The organism is Magnetospira sp. QH-2 (assembly GCF_000968135.1).
In the GTDB taxonomy this organism is placed as follows: domain Bacteria; phylum Pseudomonadota; class Alphaproteobacteria; order Rhodospirillales; family Magnetospiraceae; genus Magnetospira.
Genome location: NZ_FO538765.1, coordinates 824,699 through 847,462 on the forward strand (window position 1 = coordinate 824,699; position 22,764 = coordinate 847,462).

Below are 22,764 nucleotides of genomic sequence, written 5' to 3' on the forward strand. Positions count from 1 at the left end.
GCGCGATTATACAACGCCCTGCCCGGCTTGGGGCAAGAGCCGAATGCATTCGCTCAAAGGGGAGGGGATCAGGCCGTCGCGGCGAGAAGCGGTTCTTCGCCAGAGTCAGCCACCAGATCCTCGGCGGTAAGCTCGACCATGGACCAAGCGGAGGGGTCGGCAAACATCGCCCTCAGCAGGTCATTATTGGCCTGATGACCGCTGCGTGCGCCTTGGAAACGACCAATGATCGGCGCGCCGGCCAAGTACAGATCACCGAGGGCGTCGAGCACTTTATGGCGCACGAACTCGTTGTCGTAGCGCAGACCTTCTTCGTTCAGCACCTTGTCGCCGGAAACCACCACGGCGTTGTCCAACGATCCCCCGCGGGCCAGACCGGCGGCGCGGAGCTGCTCGACCTCATGCAGGAAGCCGAAAGTCCGGGCGCGGCTAATCTCGTTCTTGAAGCCGTCTCGGGTCAGATGCAGATGCAGGTCTTGGCGGGCAATGGCAGCGCTGTCGAAATCAATCTCGAAGCCGAGAGAGATGCCGTCGTCCGGGCTCAGGGCGGCGAATCGCTCGCCATCGCCCACGGAAATCGGCTTTTCGATACGGATGCCCAGGCGCGGCGCATCCAGGTCCACGATCCCAGCGCACTCGATCAAAAACACAAAGGGGGCGGCGCTGCCGTCCATGATCGGGACTTCCGGGCCATTGATGTCGATCTCGACATTGTCGACCCCGCAACCGGCAAGGGCCGCCATCAGATGCTCCACGGTGCCGATGCTGGCGCCTTCGGTGTTGCCGAGGGTGGTGCAGAGGCGACAGTCGGTCACATTGTCCCAGCGGGCCGGGATTTCAGCCCCTTGCCCGGAGATATCGGATCGATGAAAGACGATGCCCCGGTTGGCTTCGGCGGGGCGCAGTGTCATGGAAATCTTGGCGCCAGAATGGAGGCCGACGCCAGAACAGTTTATAGGGCTTTTCAGAGTAGTCTGAAGAAGGGAAGTCACTTGGTTGGTGTCTGTCGTGGTTTCTTTTCGTTTTTGCTTCGCCATGGAGACAGGCCCTTCTGATTTGTTCTAAGCGGTCTTGGCGGAACCCAATCGATTTGTGACGGTTGTCAGAAAAAAGGCTCCGGGTATGTTTGTAGCAAGCATTCCCGGAGCCCTCAAATCAATCATTGTTTCCAAATGTTACTGGATTCGTTTGGCTTTTCCTCTCGTTCGGCCATTAGGCCTGATTAGTTGGATTGACGGCGAAGGAAAGCCGGGATGTCCAGCAGGTCTTCTTCGGGCGCACTGTTCGGCAGGCGGTCGCCCGGGTTCAGTCCTTCCCCAGCTTGAGCTGGGGAAACCGCTTTTTGTTCAACGGCTTGCGGTGCCGGTGCCGAGTTGCGGCTAAAGATCGACGGCTTCGGTGTCGCGACCTTCTGGCTGTCGGACTTGGCCCAGCCGGTGCCGGTGACCCGTTCGAACAAGCTCGGGCTGCGCGGAGCCTCGGCAGGCTTGGGTGCCCGTTTGGTCTCGGCCCTTTGAGCCGCGGTCTTGGGGCGATTGGCCATGGCGGCTTCGGCAAATGGATCCGCCGCGCCTTCCGGAGCCGCCGTTTTGGCCTGCGCCGGTTGCGGCGGAATGAAGGTCACCTTCTCCGGCGCCGGTTGCAATTGCGCCTGTTCGACCTGAGCGGCGATTTCGGCGGCCTTGGTCACCGTCGGTTCGGGGGCTTCCGTTTCCACCTGGATGCGGATGTCGGTTTCACCATCTTCGGCATTGGTCGGGGCCGGGCGCGGGGTCCCGCCGGAGGGCGTTGTGGTCATGGCCGGGCGAGTCCGAGTGACCGCTTCGGCATCGATGCCGGTGGCGACCACGGAAACCCGCAGTTGGCCTTCCAGCTTCTCGTCGAAAGTGGAGCCGAAGATGATATTGGCGTCCTGGTCCACCTGGTCGCGGATCAGGTTGGCGGCCTCGTCGACCTCGAACAGGGTCATGTCCATGCCGCCGGTGATGCTGATCAGCACGCCCTGGGCGCCGGAGATGGAGGCATCTTCCAGCAGCGGGTTGGAGATCGCGGCCTCGGCGGCTTCCACCGCGCGGCGTTCGCCTTCGGCTTCGCCGGTGCCCATCATCGCCTTGCCCATCTCGCTCATCACCGATTGGATGTCGGCAAAGTCAAGGTTGATCAGGCCGGGCATGACCATCAGGTCGGTGACCCCGCGCACGCCTTGGTGCAGCACGTCGTCGGCCATTTTGAAGGCATCGGCAAAGGTGGTTTTCTCGTTGGCGATACGGAACAGGTTCTGATTGGGAATGATGATCAGGGTATCGACCTGCTCTTGCAATTCCTCGATGCCCATCTCGGCCAGACGCAAGCGATTGCGGCCTTCGAAGCTGAACGGCTTGGTGACCACGCCGACGGTCAGGATGCCTTGATCCCGAGCAGCCTTGGCGATGATCGGCGCGGCGCCGGTACCGGTGCCGCCGCCCATGCCTGCGGTGATGAACACCATATTGGCTTCCTTGATATGCTCAAGGATGTCGTCCATGGATTCCTCGGCGGCCTGGCGACCGATCTCGGGGCGCGAACCGGCGCCGAGACCTTTGGTGACCTCCAGTCCCAATTGGATGCGCCGGTCGGTGCGGGCATGGGCCAGCGCCTGGGCATCCGTATTGGCAACCACGAAATCGACCCCTTCCAGGTGCGACTGAATCATGTTGTTGACGGCATTGCCGCCCGCGCCGCCCACACCGATAACGGTGATACGGGGTTTCAGGTCGGGTGCGCCGGTATCCTCGGGTACGCTAAGATTGATCGTCATTGCTATTCTCCATCCGCTCCGCATGCATAATTGGCTAGAATCGTTAATAATTCCCTTTCGGGGTTGAATGCCGTGTTTAGAAGTTCTCCCGCAGCCAGCGTCCGACCCGGCCAAGGGTACTCGTGGGTTCGCTCAACGGGCGGAGGCTGAGAATCTCCGCCAGGTTGTCCTTGGTGAAAGCGTGGTGCAGCAGTCCGGCGCTCACCGCGAATGCAGGGCCGGATACCGCGTCGGCGAGACCCTTGATCCGGGTCGGGCGTCCGATGCGCACTTGCTTGTCGAGTATGAGAGCCGCCAGATCGCGCAGACCCGGCAACTGGGCGCTGCCGCCGGTGAGCACCAGCCGTCGCCCGCCGACCCGGTCGAACCCGGCGGTTTCCAGGGTCCCGCGCACCAGTTCAAAGATTTCTTCCAGCCGCGGCCGAATGATGGCGTTGAGCTCGGCGCGAGAGACCTGTTGGGCATCGCCGCCATCTTCTTCCTCGCCGATCAGCGGCACCACGAGGTAATCCTGTTCATCGGCCGGAGAGGCGATGGCACAGCCATACAGCACCTTGGCCCGTTCGGCCTCCACCAAGGATGTGGAGAGACCCCGGGCGATGTCGCTGGTCACATGGTTGCCGCCTACCGGCAGGCTGGCGGTAAAGACCATTTCGCCGTCGAAGAACACCGAGATATCGGTGGTGCCACCGCCCATGTCGACCACCGTCGAGCCCAGCTCCCGTTCGTCATCCACCAAAGTGGAAAGCCCGGCGGCATAGGGGCCGACCACCGTGGCGCCCACGTCCAGATGGCTCCCCGCGACACAGGTCACCAGATTGCGCAGCGGCCCGGTTCCGGCACGCACCAGATGCAGATTGACTCCCAATTTCTGGCCATACATGCCACGCGGATCGCGGATGCCCTTGGAGCCGTCGATGCTGTATCCCACGGGCAGGGCATGGATCAGCTGCTGGTCGCTGGGCGTATCCCCTTGCAGGCGGGCCGGGTCGATGATGCGGCGCAGGTCGTTGTCGTCGATTTCATGGCCGGTTACCGTGACTTCATGCGCCGCCAACCGGGAATGGAGGCTGGCACCCCCCAAGGAGGCGACCACGGAATCGATGTTCTCGCCGGCCATTTTCTCCGCTGCCGCCACGGTGGCGCGGATGGCGTTCTCCGCCGCGTCCATGTCGATGATGGTGCCTGCCTTGACCCCGCGCGAAAGCTGATGGCCGATGCCCACCACCTGAGGACGGCCCTGGTCATCCAGACCGGCCTTGGCGATCAGGCAAGCCACCTTGGTGGTACCCACGTCCAGAGCGGCGATCAGGCCGTTGCGGGTTTTGGTCTTGGCGGTTTTCTGCGACATCTTCGGTTTACGTCCCATGGGGGTTGAAGAGATTGAAAATCAGGTGGAGCGGCCTTTGCGGGCAGGTTTTTTCTTGAGTTTGGCCGGGGTGCCGCGCTTGACCACCAGGCGGTCGGGTAGGCGTAGGTCGACTCCCTTGATGTCACGGTCCAACACCCGGTGGGATTTCTCGTAGGAGGCCAGCCGCGACCAGGCACGGGACGGCCCTTCCTCGGGAAGCTGAACGTCGATGCCGTTGTTCAGGCGCAGGTTCCAGCGTCGACCGCCGACCCTGACGGCGGCCTGCACCCGCTCCATGAGCATGGGTTCGCTGCCGAGGATCTCCAACAATCCGGCGGTATGGGCGGGAGCGTCTTCGCCGACCACAATGACCAGATCGGCAAACTGGTCAGCCGTAGCGCCGGGAATCTCCTCTCCTGCATCATCGATGATGGCAAAGGAGCCTTCCTTCTGCCACAGGGCCAGGGGCGATCGTTCCTCGATGCGCAGCAGCACCGTATCGGGTAGCAGTCGCTCGACCACGGCGGTGCGGACCCAGGGCAGGGCTTCCACCCGATCACGCGCGGCTTTCGGGTCGAACGCCAGGATGGGGGCGTCCCGGGTCACGCGAAGAGCGGCCAACAGGTCGTCGCGGCTGGTTTCCCGGCGGCCTTCGACCATCACCTCGCCGATGCGCAGGCCGATGTTGGCGGTCCAGGCAATGGTGTTCCAGCGGGCATCTTCCAGCAGCCGGGGGCCCCAGCCTTGATGCCAGGTCCACCAGGTACCCAGGGTGATGCCGCCGAGGACCACGCCGATCAAGCCGAGGCGGGTGCTTTTCTTACGCCACCAGGGAGTCACCCGGGGGCGCGGCGCGCCGGTTCGGTTGGCGGTCATCTCTTTTGCTCCCTTGGGAGCGGCGGCAGCGGTGGATTTCTTTTTGGTCATCCGTCGTACTCCGCGTTTTCGACCATCCAGCCCACTAGATCAGGGAACGAAATGCCTGCCTGAGCAGCCTGTTCCGGGACCAGGGAAGTGGGGGTCATGCCCGGTTGGGTATTGACTTCGAGAATGGTCAGGTGGGTGCCGTCGTAACGGAAATCGGCCCGCGATACGCCTCGGCAGCCCAGGGTTTCGTGAGCCAGCACCGCCAATCGCATGGCTTCCTCTGCCACCGAATCGGGGATGTCTGCCGGAACCACATGGCGCGATCCGCCATCGGCATACTTGGCGTCATAGTCGTAGAATTCATGGTCGGTGAGGATCTCGGTCACGCCCAGAGCCCGATCGCCCATCACCGCCACGGTCAGTTCCCGACCGGGCAGGAAGGCCTCGGCCATCACCGTTTCGCCAAATGGCCAGGGGTCGTTCTCGAACGGGTTGTCGTTGTTGCTCTCGCGAATGATATAGACGCCGACCGAAGACCCTTCGTTGATCGGCTTGACCACATAGGGACGGGGCAGCGGGTCACCGGCCAACAGATCATCGCGGGTGACGATTATGTCTTCGGCCACTTTGATGCCTGCCTGGGCAAACATTTTCTTGGCCATCGGCTTGTCCATGGCCAGGGCCGAGGCCAGCAGGCCGGAATGGGTGTAGGGGATGGCCAGGATATCGAGCAGGCCCTGAACACAGCCATCTTCGCCGAAGCGCCCATGCAAGGCATTGAACACCGCCACCGGCCGGGGGAACAAGCGGGTCAACCAGGACCCCATATCCCGTTGGACGTCGATGGGGGTGGGTTGGTACCCGGCTTTTTGAAGGGCGCGGGTCACGGCGGCGCCGCTGACCATGGAGACTTCCCGCTCCGCCGACCAGCCGCCCATCAAGACGGCTACATGCCTGTTCTCGCTCATGACGTCACCTCGCGGGGGGTGGTCTGTTGCGCATTACCGATCCGGCGGATTTCCCAATGCAGGGACACGCCGCTGGTTTCCCGAACCCGGCGGCGGACTTCCTCCCCCAGGCCTTCCAGGTCGGCGGCGGTGGCCGTGCCGCAATTGATGAGGAAATTACAATGCTGTTCGGAAACCATGGCACCGCCCCGGCGCAGGCCTCGGCATCCGGCGCGATCAATCAGTTCCCATGCCCGGATCTCCGCCGGGTTGGCAAAGGTACTGCCGCCAGTACGGGCCCCGGTGGGCTGGCTGTCGACGCGGGCGGATTTGATCTCGGCCATGCGGGCGGCAATCTCGGACGGATCACCGGGGGTGCCCTGCAGACGGGCTTCGGTGAACAGCCAATCCTCGGGCGCGGCGCAATGGCGATAGGCGAAGCCCAGATCGTCCGGCGTCGCGTCGTGGCGTTGTCCCTGGCCGTCGATAGCGGTGCAGGATACCAGGATATCCTTCAGCTCCCGGCCATAGGCACCGGCATTCATGCGCAGAGCGCCGCCCATGGTGCCGGGGATGCCGGACAGGAATTCCAGACCGGTCAAGCCTTCGTTCTGGGCGGCCAGGGCGATGTTGATGTCCAGGGCACCGCTTCCAACAATCAGTTGATGTCCCTCGATCCGGATATCCGTAAAGCCACGCCCCAGGCGAACGACAACCCCCGGCACCCCGCCGTCGCGGACCAGCAGGTTGGATCCGGCGCCGATGACCGTCAGGGGAATGTCGTCCGGGCGTTGGGCCAGGAAGGTCGCCAGGTCGTCGGCGTCGGCGGGACGAAACAGGACTTCCGCCGGGCCGCCGACCTTGAACCAGCTGAAGCGTGACAGATCCGCCTCGGCGGTGAGGCGACCGCGCAGGGCGGGCAGGCGCTCGATCAGATGGGATTGGCGCGGGGCGGTCATCATGCGGAGCCCCCCTCTTCGCCATAGCGCATGCGGGCCAGGGAGTCGGGCAGGTCATGGGCCCATTGGGTGATGTTTCCGGCGCCGCAGCAGACCACCAGGTCGCCGGGACGGGCCAGGTCGTTGACGATTTCGGGCAGATCATCGGGACGGTTCATGGGCATCACCAATCGATGACCATGTTCCCGCAGACCGGCGACGAAGCGGTTGCGGTTGATGCCCTGGATGGGCGCCTCGCCGGCCGGATAGACATCGGCCACCAACACCGCGTCGGCGTCGTTGAAGCAGGTGCAGAATTCCTCGAACAAATCGCGCAGGCGACTATAGCGATGGGGCTGAACCACGGCGATGACCTTGCCCCGACAGGCCGAGCGGGCCGCCTTGAGCACCGCGGCGATCTCCACCGGGTGATGGGCGTAATCGTCGATGACGGTAATGCCATCCACTTCGCCGGTTTTGGTGAAGCGGCGCTTGACCCCTTCGAAGTTGGCAAGGGCCCGGCGGAGCACCGAATCCGGTACCTTCATCTCACTGGCCAGAGCAATGGTGGCCAGGGCGTTCTGCACGTTGTGGGCGCCGAACATGGGCAGCCGCAGGTCTTCCAGTACCCGGGCCTCGCCGGTCATGCGGTCGGTGATGGTCACGTCCAGCCGGGTGCCATCGACGCCCGCTTCCAACTCCCCGGCCCGTACGTCGGCCTGCGGGCTGAAGCCGTAGGTGACGATGCGCCGGTCGGAAACCCGGGGGATCAGCGCCTGCACTTCCGGATGATCGATGCACAGGGCGGCAAAGCCATAGAAGGGGATGTTCTCGACAAAGGTGGTGAAGGCCTCGCGCAGCTTGTCGAAATTGCCGTAGTGGTCCAGGTGCTCCGGATCAATGTTGGTGACCACGGCGATGGTGGCGGGCAGCTTCAGGAAGGTGCCATCGGATTCATCAGCCTCGGCCACCAGCCAATCGCCATCACCCAGGCGGGCATTGGTGCCCCAGGCATTGATGATGCCGCCGTTGATCACCGTGGGATCCAGGCCCGCCGCGTCGAGCACCGAGGCGACCAGTGAGGTGGTGGTGGTCTTGCCATGGGTCCCGGCAACGGCAATGGACCATTTCAACCGCATCAGTTCGCCCAGCATCTCGGCCCGGCGGACCACCGGGATCAGGCGCGAACGAGCCTCTTCCACCTCCGGGTTATCGGGTTTGACGGCGGAGGAGATGACCAGTACCTGGGCGGCTTCGACATTTTCCGCCTTGTGGCCGATGAAAACCTCGATCCCCAGGCCGCGCAGGCGCTGCACATTGGCATTCTCGCCCAGATCACTGCCTTGCACCTTGTAGCCCAGGTTATGCAGAATCTCGGCGATCCCGCTCATGCCGATGCCGCCGATGCCGACGAAATGCAGGGTGCCGATGCTTAAGGGGAGAGCTCTCATGCGGCCATCCTTCCGATTGGGCGGGAGCCGCCGTTGCCGTTGGAGTTCATCACCTGCTCGACCAGATCGGCCAGGGCCGCTGCCGCCGCCGGGCGCCCCACCGCATGGGAGCAATTTGCCGCCTGGCGCAGGGCCTCGGGCATATCGGCCAGAGAGGTCAGTCGGGCCGCGATGGCCTCGGGGGTGAAAGAGGGTTGCGGGATCATCCATCCGCCACCCACCGCATCCACCGCATGGGCATTGCGGGTCTGATGATCGTCGATGGCATGGGGATAGGGCACCAGGATCGCCGGGCGGCCGACGCAGGTCATCTCGGCAATGGTCGAGGCTCCGGCCCGGGCAATGAGCAGATGGCAATCGGCCAATTGTTGCGGCACATCTTCGAAGAAGCTCTCAAGGCGTGCCGTGACCCCGGCGGACTCATAGGCTTGGCGGGTGCGGTCCAGATCTTCCGGGCGGCATTGCTGAACAATCTCGATCCGTTGCTTCAGTTGGTCATTGAGCGCGGCCATGGCCTGGGGTAGCACATCGCTGAAAATCCGTGCGCCCTGACTGCCGCCCAGCACCAAAAGGCGAAGCGGGTCGTTATTTTCAGGGACGCTGTAGGAGACTTCCCGTTGGGCGAGGACCGCCGGACGTACCGGCAGACCCGTATGAACAATTTCGGCGGTGGCCTTGGCGGGCAGGCCTTCTTGTTGGGTAAAGGAGGTGGCGATGCGGTCGACGCGGGTGGACAGCAAGCGGTTGGCCCGGCCCAGAATGGCGTTCTGTTCATGGATCACGCTATGCAAATTGCCATATCCAGCAGCCAGCATGGTCGGCACCGCCGCATAGCCACCGAAGCCAACGACCACGGATGGCTTCAAGCGGTTCAACAAGGCTCGGGCCTGAAGCACGCCGATGCCCAGTTCGATGGCGCCGCGTACCTTGCCCAGCAGCCCCCGTCCGGCCAAGCCCCCGGCGCGAATGCGATGAGTCTCCAATTCGCCCAGGCGACCGCCATAGGCATTGCCCCGCCGGTCGGTGATCAGCGCCAAACGACGACCGCGACCGATCAGTTCCTCGGCCAGGGCCTCGGCGGGAAAAACATGGCCGCCGGTGCCTCCGGCGGCGAGCACGATCAAGGGAGACTCGGCGGTCATGACGTGCCTCCCCGGCCTGTGCCCTTGCGGGTCAAGGCGAAGACCATTCCCATGCCAATAGCCAATGCCATGACCGACGATCCGCCGTAGGACAGGAACGGCAGGGTCATGCCCTTGGGCGGCATCAGGCTGAGGGTCGAGGCCATGTTGATCAAGGCTTGCAGGCCGAACTGGGTCAATAGTCCGGCGACGGCGAGCAGCTTGAATAGATCATCATCGGCCAGCACCCGGGCGAAGCCGCGCAGCACCATGAAGGCAAACAAAGCCACCAACAGCAGACAGACGATCAAGCCGAATTCCTCGCCGACCACCGCGAAAACGAAATCCGCATGGGCATCGGGCAGTACTTCCTTGACCCGTCCCTCGCCAGGGCCTCGTCCGAACAGGCCGCCTTTCAGGAAGGCCTCGGTGGCGCGGGCGATCTGATAGCCTTCGGCTTCCGGGTCCAGGAACCGGTCGATGCGCAGTTGGACATGGCTGAAGGTGAAATAGGCCGCCACAGCGCCACCCAGGAACAAAAGACCCAATACCGCGACAATCATCAACGGCAGGCCTGCGAGGAAGAACTGGACCGCCCAGATGGCCGAAAGCACGATGGTCTGGCCCACGTCGGGCTGCATCAAAAGCAGCATGGCGATGATCAGGTACAAGCCCGTCGCCACCCAATGGCCGGGCAGATCCCCGCTGTTGCGCCATTCGGCGAACATCCAAGCCGCGAGAACCGCGAAGGCCGGTTTGGCAAATTCCGACGCCTGGATGGACAGGCCGCCGATGGACAGCCAACGCTGGGCCCCCTTGACCTCGGACCCGATTACCAGGGTCAGCACCAGCATCACCATGGATGCCGTGAGCATGGCCAGGGCCAGTCGCCGCACCCCCCGGGAGCCGAGCATGGACACCGCCAACACGGTGCCGAAAGCCAGCGGCAGGAACAGGAACTGGCGGCGGGTAAAATGGAAAGGATCGAGACCGATGCGCTCGGCGACCGGCGGCGTGGCGGCCATGGCCAGCACCAACCCGCAGGCCACGAGAGTCGCCAGAGCCACTAGCGACCAACGATCAATGGTCCACCACCAGCGTCCGAACAGGCTCGTATCGGTGCGCGAAAAAGTGCTCATGCCGCGCTCTCCAATTCATGAACCAGCTGGCGGAAGGCGTCGCCTCGGTCCTCGAAGCTGGCAAACTGATCAAAGGAGGCGCAGGCCGGGGACAGCAACACCACCGAACAATGAACGCCATTCTGTTCGGCTCGCTCGTGGGCGGCGCGCAGGGCGTGGGGTAAATCGCCGGACAGGGTCGTTGGGATCCGATCGCCCAATTCGGCGGCAAACCGGGGGGCCGCCTCGCCAATCAAGTAGGCATGGCGCACATGGGACAAATAGGGGGTCAGAGCCTCCAGGGGGCCGTCCTTGGCGCGTCCTCCGGCGATCCAATAGACCGAGTCGTAGCTGGCCAGGGCACGGGCGGCGGCTTCGGGATTGGTGGCCTTGCTGTCGTTGACGTAGGAAATTCCGTTGATCAGCGCCACCGGTTCCTGACGATGAGGCAGGCCCGGATAAGTACCGATTCCGGCGCCGATCTGATAGGGGGGCACCCCCACCGCTCGGGCAATGGCACAGGCAGTCGCGGCGTTCTGGGCATTGTGGCTGCCCGGCAGGGTGGGCACCGCGCGCAGGTCCCGGATGGCCATTGGCCGGGTTTCGGTCGCATCGGTCAATTGCCCATCCACCGCATGACAACCGCTTTCCACCACCTGCTCGCCGGAGACGGCAAATAGCCGACGGCTGGCACCGGATTCGCGCAAGTCGTTGAGGATGCTCGCCGTATCCGAATCGTCGATGCCGATCACCGCGACGCCATCATCGGGCTGGTTTTCGAAGATCCGCAGCTTGGCGGCCTTATAGCCTTCAAATCCGCCATGACGGTCGAGATGATCAGGGGTGATGTTGAGCAGGGCCGCCACGTCGAAACGGGCATTGGGGGTCAATTCCAACTGATAGGATGACATTTCCAGCACATAAATCCCGTCGGCCCCCAAGGGCGCCAGATCAAGCACCGGCGTACCCAGGTTGCCACCCACCTGCACCGCGCGGCCGGCCAGCTCCAGGATATGGCCGACCAAGGCGGTCGTGGTGGACTTGCCATTGGTCCCGGTTATGCCGATGAAGGCCGCCTCCGGGCAGGCTTGAAACAGGAGATCCACGTCGCCGATGATCGGTACCTGAGCAGCCTTGGCCGCGGTCGCCACCGGGTGGGGTGTCGGATGAGTATGGGGAATGCCGGGACTGAGCACCAAGGCGGCGATGTCGCTCCAGGGCCAGGCGGCCGGATCCACCGCATCGATGCCATCGGCGGCGAGCGCGGCACGAGCCGTTTCCGCATCATCCCAGGCCAATACCTCGGCCCCGCCCGCACGCAAGGACCGCGCGGTGGAACGTCCGGAGCGGCCCAGGCCGAGGACCGCCACTTTTCTGGATCGATAGGATGTCACCGGAATCATCAGGGCACCCTCAGCGCAGTTTCAACGTCGAGAGCCCGGCCAGGGCGAGGATAACGGCGATAATCCAAAAGCGGATGACAATGGTCGGTTCCGCCCATCCCTTCTTTTCGAAGTGATGGTGCAGCGGGGCCATGCGGAAACCCGCTTGCCGGTCATCTTGAACGAGGCCACCTGGACGATGACCGAGATGGTCTCCAAAACGAACAGGCCGCCGGTGATGGCCAGCACCAGTTCATGCTTGGTGACCACGCTGACCGAGCCCAAGGCGCCGCCCAGGGCCAAGGATCCTGTGTCGCCCATGAAGACGGCGGCGGGTGGCGCATTAAACCAAAGGAAGCCCAGGCAGGCGCCGATCAGGGCGGCACAGAACACCGCCAGTTCGCCCGCGCCGGGAACCGCATGCAGTTGCAGGTAATTGGCGAACACTTGGTTGCCGGCCAGATAGGCGATCAAGGCGAAGACCACGCCCGCGATCATCACCGGACCCACCGCCAGACCGTCCAGGCCGTCGGTCAGATTGACCGCGTTGGAGGCGCCGACCATGACGAAAATGGCCATAGGAACGAAGAACCAGCTCAGTTGCACCAGCATGTCCTTGAAGAATGGCACGGCCATGGTGGTGGACAGGGGGTCGGGCAGGATGCGCGAGATCCACAAGGCCGCCGCGCCGCCGATGGCCACCTGTAGCAACAGTTTCAGGCGACCGGGGAGACCGCCATGATGCTTCTTGGTGACCTTCAGATAATCGTCGAGAAAACCGATGGTGCCGTAGCCCAGGGTCACGCCCAATACCGCCCAGACATAGCCGTTGGACAGATCGGCCCAAAGCAGGGTGGCGACGGCCAGGGCCAGCAGGATCATGAAGCCGCCCATGGTCGGGGTGCCGCGTTTTGTCAGCAGATGGCTTTCCGGTCCGTCCTCGCGGATGGGTTGCCCGGAACTCTGTCGGTTGCGCAGCATGCGGATGATGGTCGGACCGAGCAGGAAACTGACCAGCAGAGCTGTCAGCACCGCGCCTCCGGCCCTAAAGGTCAGGTATTTGAACAGGTTCAGGATCGGCAGGTGCTCGGCCAGGGGATAGAGGAGATTATAAAGCATGGTTGTTCCTCAATCCCCGTTGGCGGCGCGTTCGGGGGCCCCGCCGTCCATGTTGCACAGGGCCGTGACCACCAGATCGGTGCGGCTGCCCCGCGAGCCTTTGATCATGACCAGGTCACCGGCTCGCACCGCCGCCTGCACCAAAGGCACCAGATCCTTGGCCGTGGCGGCATGTCCGCCCCGTTTGGCGGGCGGCAGGGCCTGCCAGAGATGTTCCATTTCCGGTCCGGCCGTGAATACCAGATCCACCTTGGCCTCGGCGATGGGGCCGGAAAGATCCCGATGCAATGATTCGGAGGATGTCCCTAATTCCAGCATGTCGCCGAGCACGGCAATGCGCCGTCCGCCGTCGCCCGGGGTGCTTCGGCCCAAGACCGCGATGGCGGCGGCCATGGAAACGGGCGAGGCGTTGTAGCTCTCGTCGATGACTCGCAGGGCCCCGTGGGGCAATTGAATATCATGTCCCTGGCCACGTCCCTTCCCGGGGGCCAGATCAGCCAGATCCCGCGACGCGGCCACCGGATCGGCGCCGACAGCCTGCACGGTGGCCAGAAGAGAAGCCGACGCCAGACACCAATGGCGACCGGCCAGAGGCACCCAATAGTCGAGAAGGGTGCCGCAGATATCGGCACGGATACGCCAGCCTTCGCCTTCGGGGTCGCAGGTCAGCACCCGGGCGCCTGCCTTGGGACCACTGCCGAACGCGCCAACCCGGGCGCCACAGGCACGGGCGGCGGCGGCGAGGAGACCATATTGGCCATTGTCGCGGTTGAGCAGCGCCAGCCCGTCGGGTTCCAGACCTTGGAAGATCTCGGCTTTCGCTTCGGCGATGGCTTCCAGACCGTCGAAATGGGCGCTATGGACTTGCTCGATGGTTGTGACCACCGCCAGATGGGGACGGGCCAGACGGGTCAGCGGTGCCAATTCCCCGGCATGGTTCATGCCCATCTCGACAACGGCGAAATCTGCTTCGCGAGGCAGCCGGGCTAGGGTCAGGGGCACGCCCCAATGGTTATTGAGGCTGGCCAGGCTGGCCGAACAGAGGCCTTGGCGCGACAACACAAGATTCAGAGCTTCCTTGAGTCCGGTCTTACCGACACTGCCGGTTACCGCGATCACCCGGGCCTTGGCCCGGTCGCGGGCGAATCGGCCCAGGTCATAGAGGGCGTCGAAGGTATCGCCGACCGTCAACAGCGGTGCATCCTCGGTCACGCCGTCGGGGTAATGAGAGACCACGGCGGCGGCGGCACCCCGGGCCAAGGCGTCGGCCACGTAGTCGTGACCATCGAAGCTGGGCCCACTCAAAGCGACAAACAGATCGCCTTGGGAAACCGTGCGGCTATCGATGGAGACACCCGATGCGGTCCAGCCGTTGGCACTGACACCGCCCGTGGCCTGGGCCGCTTCGGCGGCGGTCCAAAGGGGGGATTTGGTCATGAGAATGCCTCCCCGATCCATTGGCGGACGCACTCGGTGTCATCGAAAGGCAGAACCTTGTCGCCGACGATCTGACCTCGTTCGTGGCCTTTGCCCGCCACCAGCAAAACATCCTGTGGACCGAGGTCTTCCAAGGCTTGGGTGATGGCCTCCGCCCGGTCGCCGATCTCCGTGGCTCCCGGGCAGGCCTTCAAAATCTGTTGACGAATGGCGCCCGGGTCTTCCGAGCGCGGATTGTCGTCGGTGACGATGACGGTATCAGCCAGCCGGTTGGCCAGCTCTCCCATCAAGGGCCGCTTGCCCTGGTCCCGATCACCGCCGCATCCAAAGACCAGCGACAGCCGACCTTGCGTGTGGGGACGCAAAGCCGCGAGGACCGTTTCCAGGGCGTCGGGGGTATGGGCATAATCCACATAGACATCGGCTTCCGTGGCCGTGGTCGCAACCTTCTGCAAGCGACCGGGAACGCCGACAAGATGTTCCAGCGCTTCGGTGGCCAGGCGCGGATGAGCGCCGTCGGCGATGCAAAGACCCAGGGCACAAAGGGCATTGGCTACCTGGAAATCCCCGGCCAGAGGCAAAAGAATCTCAAAGCGTGTCCCCAGAATGTTCAGGGTCAGGCTCTGGCCACCGGAAACCGGCTTGGCCTTCACCAAGCGCAGATCAACGGCACAGCGGCCATAGGTCAACAGCCGGTGGCGGCGTTCGGCGCAGAGCGCCTGTAAGGCTTCGAACTGGGGAATATCAGTGTTCAGCACCGCCCAGCCGCCCGGCGCCATGACTTCGCCGAACAATCGCATCTTGGCAGCCAGATAGCTTTGCTCGTCGCCGTGGTAGTCCATGTGGTCGCGGCTCAGGTTGGTGAATCCGGCGGCCGTCACCCGCACGCCATCAAGACGATATTGATCCAGCCCATGACTGGAGGCTTCCATGGCCAGCCGATCCACCCGGTTTTCGGCCATCTTATCCAGCATCTCGTGCAAATCGGCGGGGTCGGGCGTGGTCAGGCCACCTTCCCCATGCAGGCCGGGGGCGTCGACACCGGTGGTCCCCAGGCTGCCCGCCCGATGACCCAGCCGGGTCCAGATCTGACGGACGAAATGAGCCACGGAAGTCTTGCCATTGGTGCCGGTCACGGCGGCGATGCGATCCGGCTGCCCAGGATGCAACCGCGCCGCCAACAAGGCATAGCGGCGGCGGGGATTGTCATCGGTAAGCAAGGCGATGTCCGGATTGGCATCGTCGATTTGCGTCCCCGGGGGCGCCAACACCGCCGATGCACCGCGCCGCAGAGCCTCGGAGATATAGGCCCGTCCGTCGTTGTGAGTTCCCGGCAAGGCGGCAAACAGATAGCCCGGCGCGACCTTGCGGGAATCGCAAGTCAGTCCGGTAATCTCCATTCCATATTCCGCAGCCGTGGCGTTCACTTCGGTTCGGTTCCCTTCGATCAGATCAGAAAGACGCAAGGCGATGACCCTTGCCCTTGTTGGATTCCATTTCCTCGATCAGCGCCGGATCCGGCGCGATGCCGTACAGGGTGGCCAGGTTGCGCACCATCTCCTTGACCACCGGGGCGGCGACCCAGCCGCCGGTGGCATAGCCGAAAGTCCGCTTCAAACCCTTGGGTTCATCGACCATGGCCAGAATCACGAAGCGCGGATCGTCCAGTGGGAAGGCGCCGACAAAGGAGGCCAGCCGGGCATTGCGATTGTATTTCTTGCCCTGTTGCTTTTCCGCCGTGCCGGTTTTGCCACCGACCAGATAGCCGGGTACGTCGGCATTCCTGCCGGTGCCTTGCTCGACCACCATGCGCATCAGCTGGCGGACCTGGCGGGAGGTTTTTTTCGACATCACGCGCTTGCCGGTCAAAGCCGCGTCGCCAACGGTTTTCATCAAGGTGGCCGGGCGGGTTTCGCCGCCGTTGACCAGGGCCGCGACGCCCGAGGCCAGCTGCAATGGCGTGACCGCGATGCCATGGCCGTAGGAAATGGTCATGGTGTTGATGTCCCGCCAGGTGCGCGGCACCAATGGCGAGGCGATCTCCGGCAGCTCGATGCTTGGCTTGTCCAACAGTCCCAGGCGGCCCAAGTATTCTTTTTGCGAGGTAGTGCCCACGTCCAAGGCCATCTTGGCGGCGCCGATATTGGAGGAATGCACCATGATCTCGGGCACCGTCAGCCAGCGGTTCTCGGCGTGGAAATCCCGGATGGTGAAACGGGCGACGCGGATCGGCTCGGAGGCATCATAGCCGCTGGTCATCTTCACCGTGTTGGTGTCCAGGGCCATGGCGGCAGTGAACAGCTTGAAGGTGGACCCCATCTCATAGACGCCCTTGGTGACCCGGTTGAAGCGGGTTTCAGAGGCGCTTTCCATAGGGGCGTTGGGGTCATAGTCGGGCAGCGATACCATGGCCAACACCTCGCCCGAGCGGGCATCCATAACCAAACCGGCGGCGCCAATACCCTTGAATTCCTTCATCGAGCGGTACAGGGAATCATGCAGCATGGACTGCACCCGAATATCGATGGACAGTTCCAGCGGGTCCTCGCCGGTACGCAAAACTTCGTCGAAATAGCGCTCCACTCCGGCGATGCCGCGGCCGTCGATGTCGGTCATGCCCAGGACGTGGGCGGCCAGCCGACCATGGGGATAGACCCGACGTTCGGCGTGCTGGAAGAAAATACCCGGAATGCCCAGCCGATTGACGTCATTTTGTTCCTTGGGCGTCAGATTGCGGTGCAGCCAAACGAAGGCACGCTTGGAAGACAGCTTCTGCTCCAGCCGCCGCCAATTGACATCCGGCAGCACCTTGGCCAGTTGCAGGGCGGCGGAATGGGGGTCAAGCACCTTACGGGCATCGGCATAGACCGAGGCCGTGGGCAGGCTGCTGGCCAAAACCACGCCATTGCGATCGACGATGGCCGAACGGTCGGTGACGGCACCGGAAGTCTTGCTGATGGGGCGATGTTGAGCCATGGATTCGCCCGCGCCATCGGTCAGGGTCAATTGCGCCACCCGTCCGGCAACCACCAAAAAAGCAATAGCAAACAAGGCGCCGGTGACCATCAATCGGCTGCGCCCGGTCTGCAAGGCGGTGGTGCGTCGGCCTTCTCGTTCCAAGGCGGCACTCCCAGCGAGCCCGCCGGAGAATCGATTGCGCCAGTTTTGTCCCGGGGGGGTCATTGCTTACCTCCCGCCGAAGCAATGGCGGCCTGAATACCAGCCCCCCAGGTTGCGGATTCCGTGACCTTGACGGCGACAGCACGCGTTTTGGGCTTGGCGGCAGGCTTGGCCTTGGTTTTCGCTTTGACGATGGATTTCTTCTTGGGCTTGGTCACGGGCTTGGCGGCATCCTTGGCGGCCACTTCCATGACCTGACGGTCGGGCAGGCCCTGCCAGCCGGTCATCTGCATCGGCTGCAAGGGCTCCAGACCTAAATGCCGCACGGCCAGTCCGCGCAACCGCTCGGGATTGTTCAGGTGGGACCATTCGGCCTGCAACACGTGGATGGCTTGGCGATCATTGCCAATGGACCGTTCCAGGTCATCGCGCTTGTCCACCAGTTCCTGCACTTCGTACTTGAGCTGGAAAAGGCCCAGGCTCAGGCCGATGGCGAGACAGATCCCGAGGATGGTCAGAAGCCGGGTCATGCAAATGTCCTCCTCATGCCGCTGCCTTCGACGGCCAAACGGGGGCCGAGGTACGCTCGGCAATCCGCAGGCGGGCCGAACGGGCGCGCGGGTTCATACGGGTTTCCTCGTCGCCGGGTTTGACGGCGCCGCGTTTGATCAACTTGAAAGACGGGGCCGGACCTTGGGTGTCACCGCCGGGGCGGTGCCGCGAAGGATTGTCGGCACCGCCACTGCGTTGCTTGAGAAACTGTTTGACCGCCCGGTCTTCGAGGGAGTGAAAAGAGACCACCGCCAGCCGCCCGCCCGGGGACAACAGCCGCTCGGCGCCGTCCAATCCGCGATGCAACTCGCCCAGTTCGTCGTTCACGGCGATGCGCAGGGCTTGGAATGTGCGGGTGGCGGGATGAATCTTGTCGTTGGGGCGTCCGACCACGCGCTTGACCAGATCGGCCAGTTGCCCGGTGCGCTCGAAAGGGGTCTGTACCCGATCAGTGCAGACGGCACGGGCAATGCGCCGGGAGCCGCGCTCCTCGCCATATTGATAGATGATATCGGCCAGTTCGGCTTCCGGCAGGCGGTTGACCAGATCGGCGGCCGTGGGGCCTTCATCGCCCATGCGCATGTCCAAAGGCGCATCAAAACGGAACGAGAAGCCGCGTTCCGGGGTGTCCACCTGCATGGATGACACGCCGATATCCAGCGCCACGCCATCCACCGACCCGATGTCTCGCTCGGCCATCAGCTCGACCATGTCCCCGAAACGACCGGGTACCAGGGTCAGACGTCCGTCGTATTGCTGGGCAAGAGCTTGTCCGGCGGCGATGGCGGTGGGGTCTCGGTCGATGCCATAGACCCGGCATCGGGTGGCATCCAGCAGGGCGCGTGTATAGCCTCCGGCGCCAAAGGTGCCATCCACATAAAGGGCGTCGTGGCGAGGAGCAAGGGCCGTCACCACCTCGCGCAGCAGAACGGGGATATGAGGGGTATCGGGGATGCTCATGCGCCCCCTCCCGGTTTTCCGAGACGGCCCAGGGCCATGGTGACGTTGTGCTTGGCGGCGTTCTCGAAGGTGGCCTGACGATGGGCGTCGTAGGCTTCCGGTTGCCAGATATGGAACCGCTCTCCCTTGCCGACAAAGACGGCATTCTTGCTCAGCTGGGCGTGATCAAGCAATTCCTGCGGCAGGGCGACGCGGCCTTCGGGGTCGAAGGCCAGGGGATGCACATAGTCGAGGATAGCGGCGGCGACCAGACGCTGTTCGTCGGTCAGGGCGGCGGGATCCTCCAGGCTTTCCGACAGGCGAACCATATAGTCGGAGCCACAAGCCTCCAGGGCCGGTTCCTGAAACCGGGGATAGACATAGATACCGGGAAAATCCTGATCCGTGAACGAGGCACGAAAGGGCTTGGGCACGGAAACCCGGCCCTTGGCATCGATCTTGTTGGTGTGACGTCCGATCAACGGCGCCATATCGCCCATCCTCTTGCCCGTTTTTCCGGCGGCTTTGCCCCCGACGCCTTGGCGCCTCTGACGATCCATCCCGGATAACCCCATCCCCTGCCAAGACTCCGCCCAGTCTCAAAATGGGATAATTCGGGATATCATGGGTGTCCATGGGAGTCAATGGGATCATATGGTTTGTCTTGGTTCTCCGGCCATTGTTACACTCTTTCATCAATCTATATTTCGTGGTCTTAAGAAATGATTGAGATAGATGTTGTGTTCATCGACAATTCTGACAGCCGACCCCGGCCAAACCATGACCATCCGATGACCCTTTCGGGGCAGCGCCGTCGGCCTTTCAAAAACCGGGTGTTGAGCCTAAAACGGAAGGCATGACCGTGAATCAGGACCCGAATCCATGACCAAACCGACCGCCACACGCCCATTTCGCCTGTCGATTCGGCTGTTGGTGGGAATCGGTGGGTCGTTGACGGCGCTGTTCGTGGCGGCGTCTTTGTATCTCGGCCTGGAGTTGGCCCGCGACAACACCGCCCAATGGCTTGGCGGTAAGGCCGAGGCGACCCTCAACCGATTGACCGGGCGGGTCGAAAGCCTGCTCATTCCGGTGGAACGCCAGGCCCGTTGGATGGCCCGGCGGATTGCCGAGCGCAAGTTGGATCCCGATAACCAGGACGACTACCTGAAAGTCGCTCAAGGCGCGCTCAGCGCCTTGCCCCAGATCGCCGCCATCGTTTTCGTTTCTCCCGATGAACAGGCTATTCGTGTGGAACGCAATGCGGAACAGATCGTGATTTCGCCCATGCTTAAGAATCCGCAAGTCCTACGGGCCATGCGGTCTTTGCAGAAAACCGGCGAGGCTCAGTGGCAGCCGCCCATCTACGCCCGACCGCTCAAGGGTGTCATGATGAGCTTTACCAAGCCCGTTCTCCGCGAGGGCGTGTATGTCGGAGTGCTGATCTATGCCATGGCCATTCCCGATCTGTCGGCCTTCCTTGCCGATGAGCATGCCGCCACGGGCCAAACACCCTTCATTCTGTATGGGGATGACCAGGTTCTGGCCCATCCGGCCATGGCCTATTGGCATCCGGAAAAGCGTAACGAGAGCGAATTGCCGGGTGTGACCGAATTGAGCGACCAGATTCTGGCCCGGATCTGGTCGCCGAATCTTCGCCCCATGGCTTACGCCGAGGACCGCGAGGTCAGCGCCGTGCGGCTGGTGGAAAGAGGCGAGGAACACCTGATCTTGTCCCGCGCCTATAGCCGCTTCGGCGCCGTGCCCTGGATCATGGGAGTGCATCGTCCCTTGGATGAGGAAGTGGACATCCGCGACCGTTTTATTCATGCGGGCCTGACCGGGCTGGTGCTGTTGATCCTGTCAGTGACCGCCGCGTTGATCCTGGGGCGCATGGTGTCGCGCCCCATTACCCGATTGGCCCGGGCGGCCACCTTGGTTCACGATGGCGAGTTGGGGCGGGTCGAAGTCCTGCCCCCCAACAATCTGAGCGAGATTGACCGGGCCGGGACGGCCTTCAACGGCATGGTCGAGGGCTTGAAAGAGCGCGAGATGATCCGCGAGGTCTTTGGCCGCTATGTGCCGCCCGCCGTGGCCCAGTCCCTGCTGGCCGAAGGCGGGGCTTTGGAACCGCAGTCCCGCGAGGCTTCCATCCTGTTTCTCGATATCGCTGGTTTCACGCCCCTGACCGAGCGTCTGAGCCCGGAGGCGGTGGTCGACCTGCTCAACGCGTTTTTCTCCGAGGCGGTGGATATTCTTGAAATCCATGGCGGCGTTGTCACCCAGTTTCAGGGCGATGCCATCCTGGCCACCTTCAATTTGCCCCTGGCCCACGAGGATCATGCCGCCCGTGCCGTGGCGGCGGCCAAGGAAATCCTCGCCGCCACCGACGAAAAGACGTTCGCCGGACAAAGCCTGGCCTGCCGCATCGGCGTGACCACCGGCCCGGTAACGGCGGGCAACGTGGGCGCTCCGGGGCGACTCAGCTACACCGTGCATGGCGATGCCGTCAATCTGGCGGCGCGGCTGGAACAGATGAACAAGGAACTGGGCACCCGTCTGCTGGTGGCGGCGGTCGCCGCCGAGCGGGTGCCGGAGGCCGGGTTGATTGCCAAGGGCGAGGTGACTGTGCGGGGGCAGACGGAGCCAGTGAGGGTTTTTACCCTGCCCTTGGCTTAATCTCCGAAAGAGCCTATATTGAAGGGGTCGGGCAACCGACTATGACGATAAACGCTTAGTGGAATAAGCGTTGCGGACCCGGGGGCGGTACCCGGCGCCTCCACCATAAGCCCATCTGGCGGTGAATTGGGTGGGCTTGTGATGGGGGCGAAATAGGATCGACGCGCGTAGTAAAGACTTTTGCTTTCGTCCGGCATGGTACCCACCGTTATCGGGCCACTTTGAGAAATGCCAACGATAATGAGGCATTTGCTGTTGCCGCTTAATAGGCTGTAACAACGGGGTTCGGGAGGCACCTGGCAACAGAAGCCTCCCACTTTCTTTTTTAAGGCACACCGTGCCATAATCCGAGCGTTCGAATCGCGGCAATAGGAATGGCGAGGCCCAATGGAAACGGATCCCCTCCGTTACGATCGGTGGATCGAAGAAGCGTTGCGGCATGTGGTGCGGCGCGCCTTGGAGCATACGGCCGAGCATGGTCTGCCCGGTGAACACCATTTCTATGTCACCTTTCAGACCACCTTTCCCGGTGTCGAGATCCCCGATTACCTGCGGGCCCAGTATCCCGACGAGATGACCATCGTCTTGCAGAATCGGTTCTGGGACCTGGATCTGGGCGATGACGTTTTCGCCATCTCCCTGACCTTCAACGGAAAAACCGAACGGCTGCGGATTCCCTTCCCGGCCATTGTCGCCTTCGCCGATCCATCGGTGAAGTTTGGCCTGCAATTGCGGGTCGACTTGGACAACGACGACATGGTCGAGACCCTCGCCAACAGTGACGAGGCGGACGATTTGCCCTTCGAGGAGGCCGAAGTGTCGGCCGACGAAGCGGCGGTGACTCCCGAGGACCCGGAAGGCGGCGGTGACAACGTGGTGGCGCTGGATACCTTCCGCAAGAAGTGACAGCCACGAACGGACCTAACCGAACCCCCATGCTTCGACAAGC

Annotated in this window: 18 protein-coding genes, 1 other RNA gene and 1 pseudogene; 3 read left to right on the forward strand and 17 right to left on the reverse strand. The window is 63.1% G+C overall.

Going from position 1 to position 22,764, the window contains the following annotated elements; all coding sequences use genetic code 11:
• Positions 1–68 precede the first annotated feature (68 nt).
• From lpxC to MGMAQ_RS04110, 17 genes and pseudogenes are all read right to left on the reverse strand, one after another.
• Positions 69–1,037 carry a UDP-3-O-acyl-N-acetylglucosamine deacetylase gene (gene lpxC / locus MGMAQ_RS04030; protein WP_046020537.1) on the reverse strand — a complete coding sequence of 323 codons (969 nt, stop codon included), beginning with the start codon at positions 1,035–1,037 and terminating at the stop codon, positions 69–71.
• Positions 1,038–1,222: 185 nt separating this feature from the next.
• Positions 1,223–2,797, reverse strand: a complete 1,575-nt coding sequence (gene ftsZ / locus MGMAQ_RS04035) for a cell division protein FtsZ (RefSeq protein WP_046020538.1) — start codon at positions 2,795–2,797, stop codon at positions 1,223–1,225.
• A gap of 76 nt (positions 2,798–2,873) precedes the next feature.
• Positions 2,874–4,166: a cell division protein FtsA gene (gene ftsA / locus MGMAQ_RS04040; RefSeq protein ID WP_046020539.1), complete on the reverse strand. Its 1,293-nt coding sequence runs from the start codon at positions 4,164–4,166 to the stop codon at positions 2,874–2,876.
• 21 nt (positions 4,167–4,187) lie between these two features.
• A complete protein-coding gene (locus tag MGMAQ_RS04045; protein WP_052716100.1) occupies positions 4,188–5,075 on the reverse strand; it encodes a cell division protein FtsQ/DivIB in 888 nt (295 codons plus the stop codon).
• The gene (locus MGMAQ_RS04050; RefSeq protein WP_046020540.1) at positions 5,072–5,983 is read right to left on the reverse strand and encodes a D-alanine--D-alanine ligase; all 912 of its coding nucleotides are present in this window, start codon (positions 5,981–5,983) and stop codon (positions 5,072–5,074) included. The genes MGMAQ_RS04045 and MGMAQ_RS04050 overlap by 4 nt, the downstream gene beginning before the upstream one ends.
• A complete protein-coding gene (gene murB / locus MGMAQ_RS04055; RefSeq protein ID WP_371258386.1) occupies positions 5,980–6,924 on the reverse strand; it encodes a UDP-N-acetylmuramate dehydrogenase in 945 nt (314 codons plus the stop codon). The genes MGMAQ_RS04050 and murB overlap by 4 nt, the downstream gene beginning before the upstream one ends.
• The gene (murC, locus tag MGMAQ_RS04060) at positions 6,921–8,351 is read right to left on the reverse strand and encodes a UDP-N-acetylmuramate--L-alanine ligase (RefSeq protein WP_046020541.1); all 1,431 of its coding nucleotides are present in this window, start codon (positions 8,349–8,351) and stop codon (positions 6,921–6,923) included. The genes murB and murC overlap by 4 nt, the downstream gene beginning before the upstream one ends.
• Positions 8,348–9,493: an undecaprenyldiphospho-muramoylpentapeptide beta-N-acetylglucosaminyltransferase gene (murG, locus tag MGMAQ_RS04065; protein ID WP_046020542.1), complete on the reverse strand. Its 1,146-nt coding sequence runs from the start codon at positions 9,491–9,493 to the stop codon at positions 8,348–8,350. The genes murC and murG overlap by 4 nt, the downstream gene beginning before the upstream one ends.
• The gene (locus MGMAQ_RS04070; protein ID WP_046020543.1) at positions 9,490–10,611 is read right to left on the reverse strand and encodes an FtsW/RodA/SpoVE family cell cycle protein; all 1,122 of its coding nucleotides are present in this window, start codon (positions 10,609–10,611) and stop codon (positions 9,490–9,492) included. Before MGMAQ_RS04070 ends, murG begins: the two co-directional genes overlap by 4 nt.
• Positions 10,608–11,993 (reverse strand): UDP-N-acetylmuramoyl-L-alanine--D-glutamate ligase, encoded by a 1,386-nt coding sequence (gene murD, locus MGMAQ_RS04075; RefSeq protein WP_046020544.1) that lies wholly within the window; start codon positions 11,991–11,993, stop codon positions 10,608–10,610. The genes MGMAQ_RS04070 and murD overlap by 4 nt, the downstream gene beginning before the upstream one ends.
• Positions 11,994–12,003: 10 nt before the next feature.
• Positions 12,004–13,091, reverse strand: a pseudogene (gene mraY, locus MGMAQ_RS04080) (phospho-N-acetylmuramoyl-pentapeptide-transferase).
• Between the two features lie 9 nt (positions 13,092–13,100).
• Positions 13,101–14,528 carry a UDP-N-acetylmuramoylalanyl-D-glutamyl-2,6-diaminopimelate--D-alanyl-D-alanine ligase gene (locus MGMAQ_RS04085; protein ID WP_046020545.1) on the reverse strand — a complete coding sequence of 476 codons (1,428 nt, stop codon included), beginning with the start codon at positions 14,526–14,528 and terminating at the stop codon, positions 13,101–13,103.
• Positions 14,525–15,994: a UDP-N-acetylmuramoyl-L-alanyl-D-glutamate--2,6-diaminopimelate ligase gene (locus MGMAQ_RS04090; RefSeq protein WP_082085253.1), complete on the reverse strand. Its 1,470-nt coding sequence runs from the start codon at positions 15,992–15,994 to the stop codon at positions 14,525–14,527. Before MGMAQ_RS04090 ends, MGMAQ_RS04085 begins: the two co-directional genes overlap by 4 nt.
• Positions 15,981–17,711 (reverse strand): penicillin-binding protein 2, encoded by a 1,731-nt coding sequence (locus MGMAQ_RS04095; protein ID WP_046020546.1) that lies wholly within the window; start codon positions 17,709–17,711, stop codon positions 15,981–15,983. Before MGMAQ_RS04095 ends, MGMAQ_RS04090 begins: the two co-directional genes overlap by 14 nt.
• The gene (locus MGMAQ_RS19275; RefSeq protein WP_052716101.1) at positions 17,708–18,178 is read right to left on the reverse strand and encodes a hypothetical protein; all 471 of its coding nucleotides are present in this window, start codon (positions 18,176–18,178) and stop codon (positions 17,708–17,710) included. The genes MGMAQ_RS04095 and MGMAQ_RS19275 overlap by 4 nt, the downstream gene beginning before the upstream one ends.
• 13 nt (positions 18,179–18,191) lie before the next feature.
• On the reverse strand, positions 18,192–19,160 hold the full coding sequence (gene rsmH / locus MGMAQ_RS04105; protein WP_046020547.1) for a 16S rRNA (cytosine(1402)-N(4))-methyltransferase RsmH: 969 nt from the start codon (positions 19,158–19,160) through the stop codon (positions 18,192–18,194).
• Positions 19,157–19,630, reverse strand: coding sequence for a division/cell wall cluster transcriptional repressor MraZ (locus MGMAQ_RS04110; protein ID WP_046022931.1), 474 nt, complete (start codon positions 19,628–19,630; stop codon positions 19,157–19,159). Before MGMAQ_RS04110 ends, rsmH begins: the two co-directional genes overlap by 4 nt.
• 391 nt (positions 19,631–20,021) lie before the next feature.
• On the opposite strand from MGMAQ_RS04110, the gene MGMAQ_RS20950 reads away from it, so the two are divergent.
• From MGMAQ_RS20950 to MGMAQ_RS04120, 3 genes are all read left to right on the forward strand, one after another.
• Positions 20,022–21,815, forward strand: a complete 1,794-nt coding sequence (locus MGMAQ_RS20950) for an adenylate/guanylate cyclase domain-containing protein (RefSeq protein ID WP_046020548.1) — start codon at positions 20,022–20,024, stop codon at positions 21,813–21,815.
• Positions 21,803–22,133: a transfer-messenger RNA gene (gene ssrA, locus MGMAQ_RS20050) on the forward strand. The genes MGMAQ_RS20950 and ssrA overlap by 13 nt, the downstream gene beginning before the upstream one ends.
• Positions 22,134–22,202: 69 nt before the next feature.
• Positions 22,203–22,721: an SspB family protein gene (locus MGMAQ_RS04120; RefSeq protein ID WP_046020549.1), complete on the forward strand. Its 519-nt coding sequence runs from the start codon at positions 22,203–22,205 to the stop codon at positions 22,719–22,721.
• Positions 22,722–22,764 lie beyond the last annotated feature (43 nt).

What these genes read in the sequence shown, in the direction of transcription:
- lpxC (WP_046020537.1), bottom strand. Translation starts at nt 1,037, where the DNA reads ATGGCGAAGCAAAAACGAAAAGAAACCACGACAGACACCAACCAAGTG.
- ftsZ (WP_046020538.1), bottom strand. Translation starts at nt 2,797, where the DNA reads ATGACGATCAATCTTAGCGTACCCGAGGATACCGGCGCACCCGACCTG.
- ftsA (WP_046020539.1), bottom strand. Translation starts at nt 4,166, where the DNA reads ATGGGACGTAAACCGAAGATGTCGCAGAAAACCGCCAAGACCAAAACC.
- MGMAQ_RS04045 (WP_052716100.1), bottom strand. Translation starts at nt 5,075, where the DNA reads ATGACCAAAAAGAAATCCACCGCTGCCGCCGCTCCCAAGGGAGCAAAA.
- MGMAQ_RS04050 (WP_046020540.1), bottom strand. Translation starts at nt 5,983, where the DNA reads ATGAGCGAGAACAGGCATGTAGCCGTCTTGATGGGCGGCTGGTCGGCG.
- murB (WP_371258386.1), bottom strand. Translation starts at nt 6,924, where the DNA reads ATGATGACCGCCCCGCGCCAATCCCATCTGATCGAGCGCCTGCCCGCC.
- murC (WP_046020541.1), bottom strand. Translation starts at nt 8,351, where the DNA reads ATGAGAGCTCTCCCCTTAAGCATCGGCACCCTGCATTTCGTCGGCATC.
- murG (WP_046020542.1), bottom strand. Translation starts at nt 9,493, where the DNA reads ATGACCGCCGAGTCTCCCTTGATCGTGCTCGCCGCCGGAGGCACCGGC.
- MGMAQ_RS04070 (WP_046020543.1), bottom strand. Translation starts at nt 10,611, where the DNA reads ATGAGCACTTTTTCGCGCACCGATACGAGCCTGTTCGGACGCTGGTGG.
- murD (WP_046020544.1), bottom strand. Translation starts at nt 11,993, where the DNA reads ATGATTCCGGTGACATCCTATCGATCCAGAAAAGTGGCGGTCCTCGGC.
- MGMAQ_RS04085 (WP_046020545.1), bottom strand. Translation starts at nt 14,528, where the DNA reads ATGACCAAATCCCCCCTTTGGACCGCCGCCGAAGCGGCCCAGGCCACG.
- MGMAQ_RS04095 (WP_046020546.1), bottom strand. Translation starts at nt 17,711, where the DNA reads ATGACCCCCCCGGGACAAAACTGGCGCAATCGATTCTCCGGCGGGCTC.
- MGMAQ_RS19275 (WP_052716101.1), bottom strand. Translation starts at nt 18,178, where the DNA reads ATGACCCGGCTTCTGACCATCCTCGGGATCTGTCTCGCCATCGGCCTG.
- rsmH (WP_046020547.1), bottom strand. Translation starts at nt 19,160, where the DNA reads ATGAGCATCCCCGATACCCCTCATATCCCCGTTCTGCTGCGCGAGGTG.
- MGMAQ_RS04110 (WP_046022931.1), bottom strand. Translation starts at nt 19,630, where the DNA reads ATGGCGCCGTTGATCGGACGTCACACCAACAAGATCGATGCCAAGGGC.
- MGMAQ_RS20950 (WP_046020548.1), top strand. Translation starts at nt 20,022, where the DNA reads ATGACCAAACCGACCGCCACACGCCCATTTCGCCTGTCGATTCGGCTG.
- MGMAQ_RS04120 (WP_046020549.1), top strand. Translation starts at nt 22,203, where the DNA reads ATGGAAACGGATCCCCTCCGTTACGATCGGTGGATCGAAGAAGCGTTG.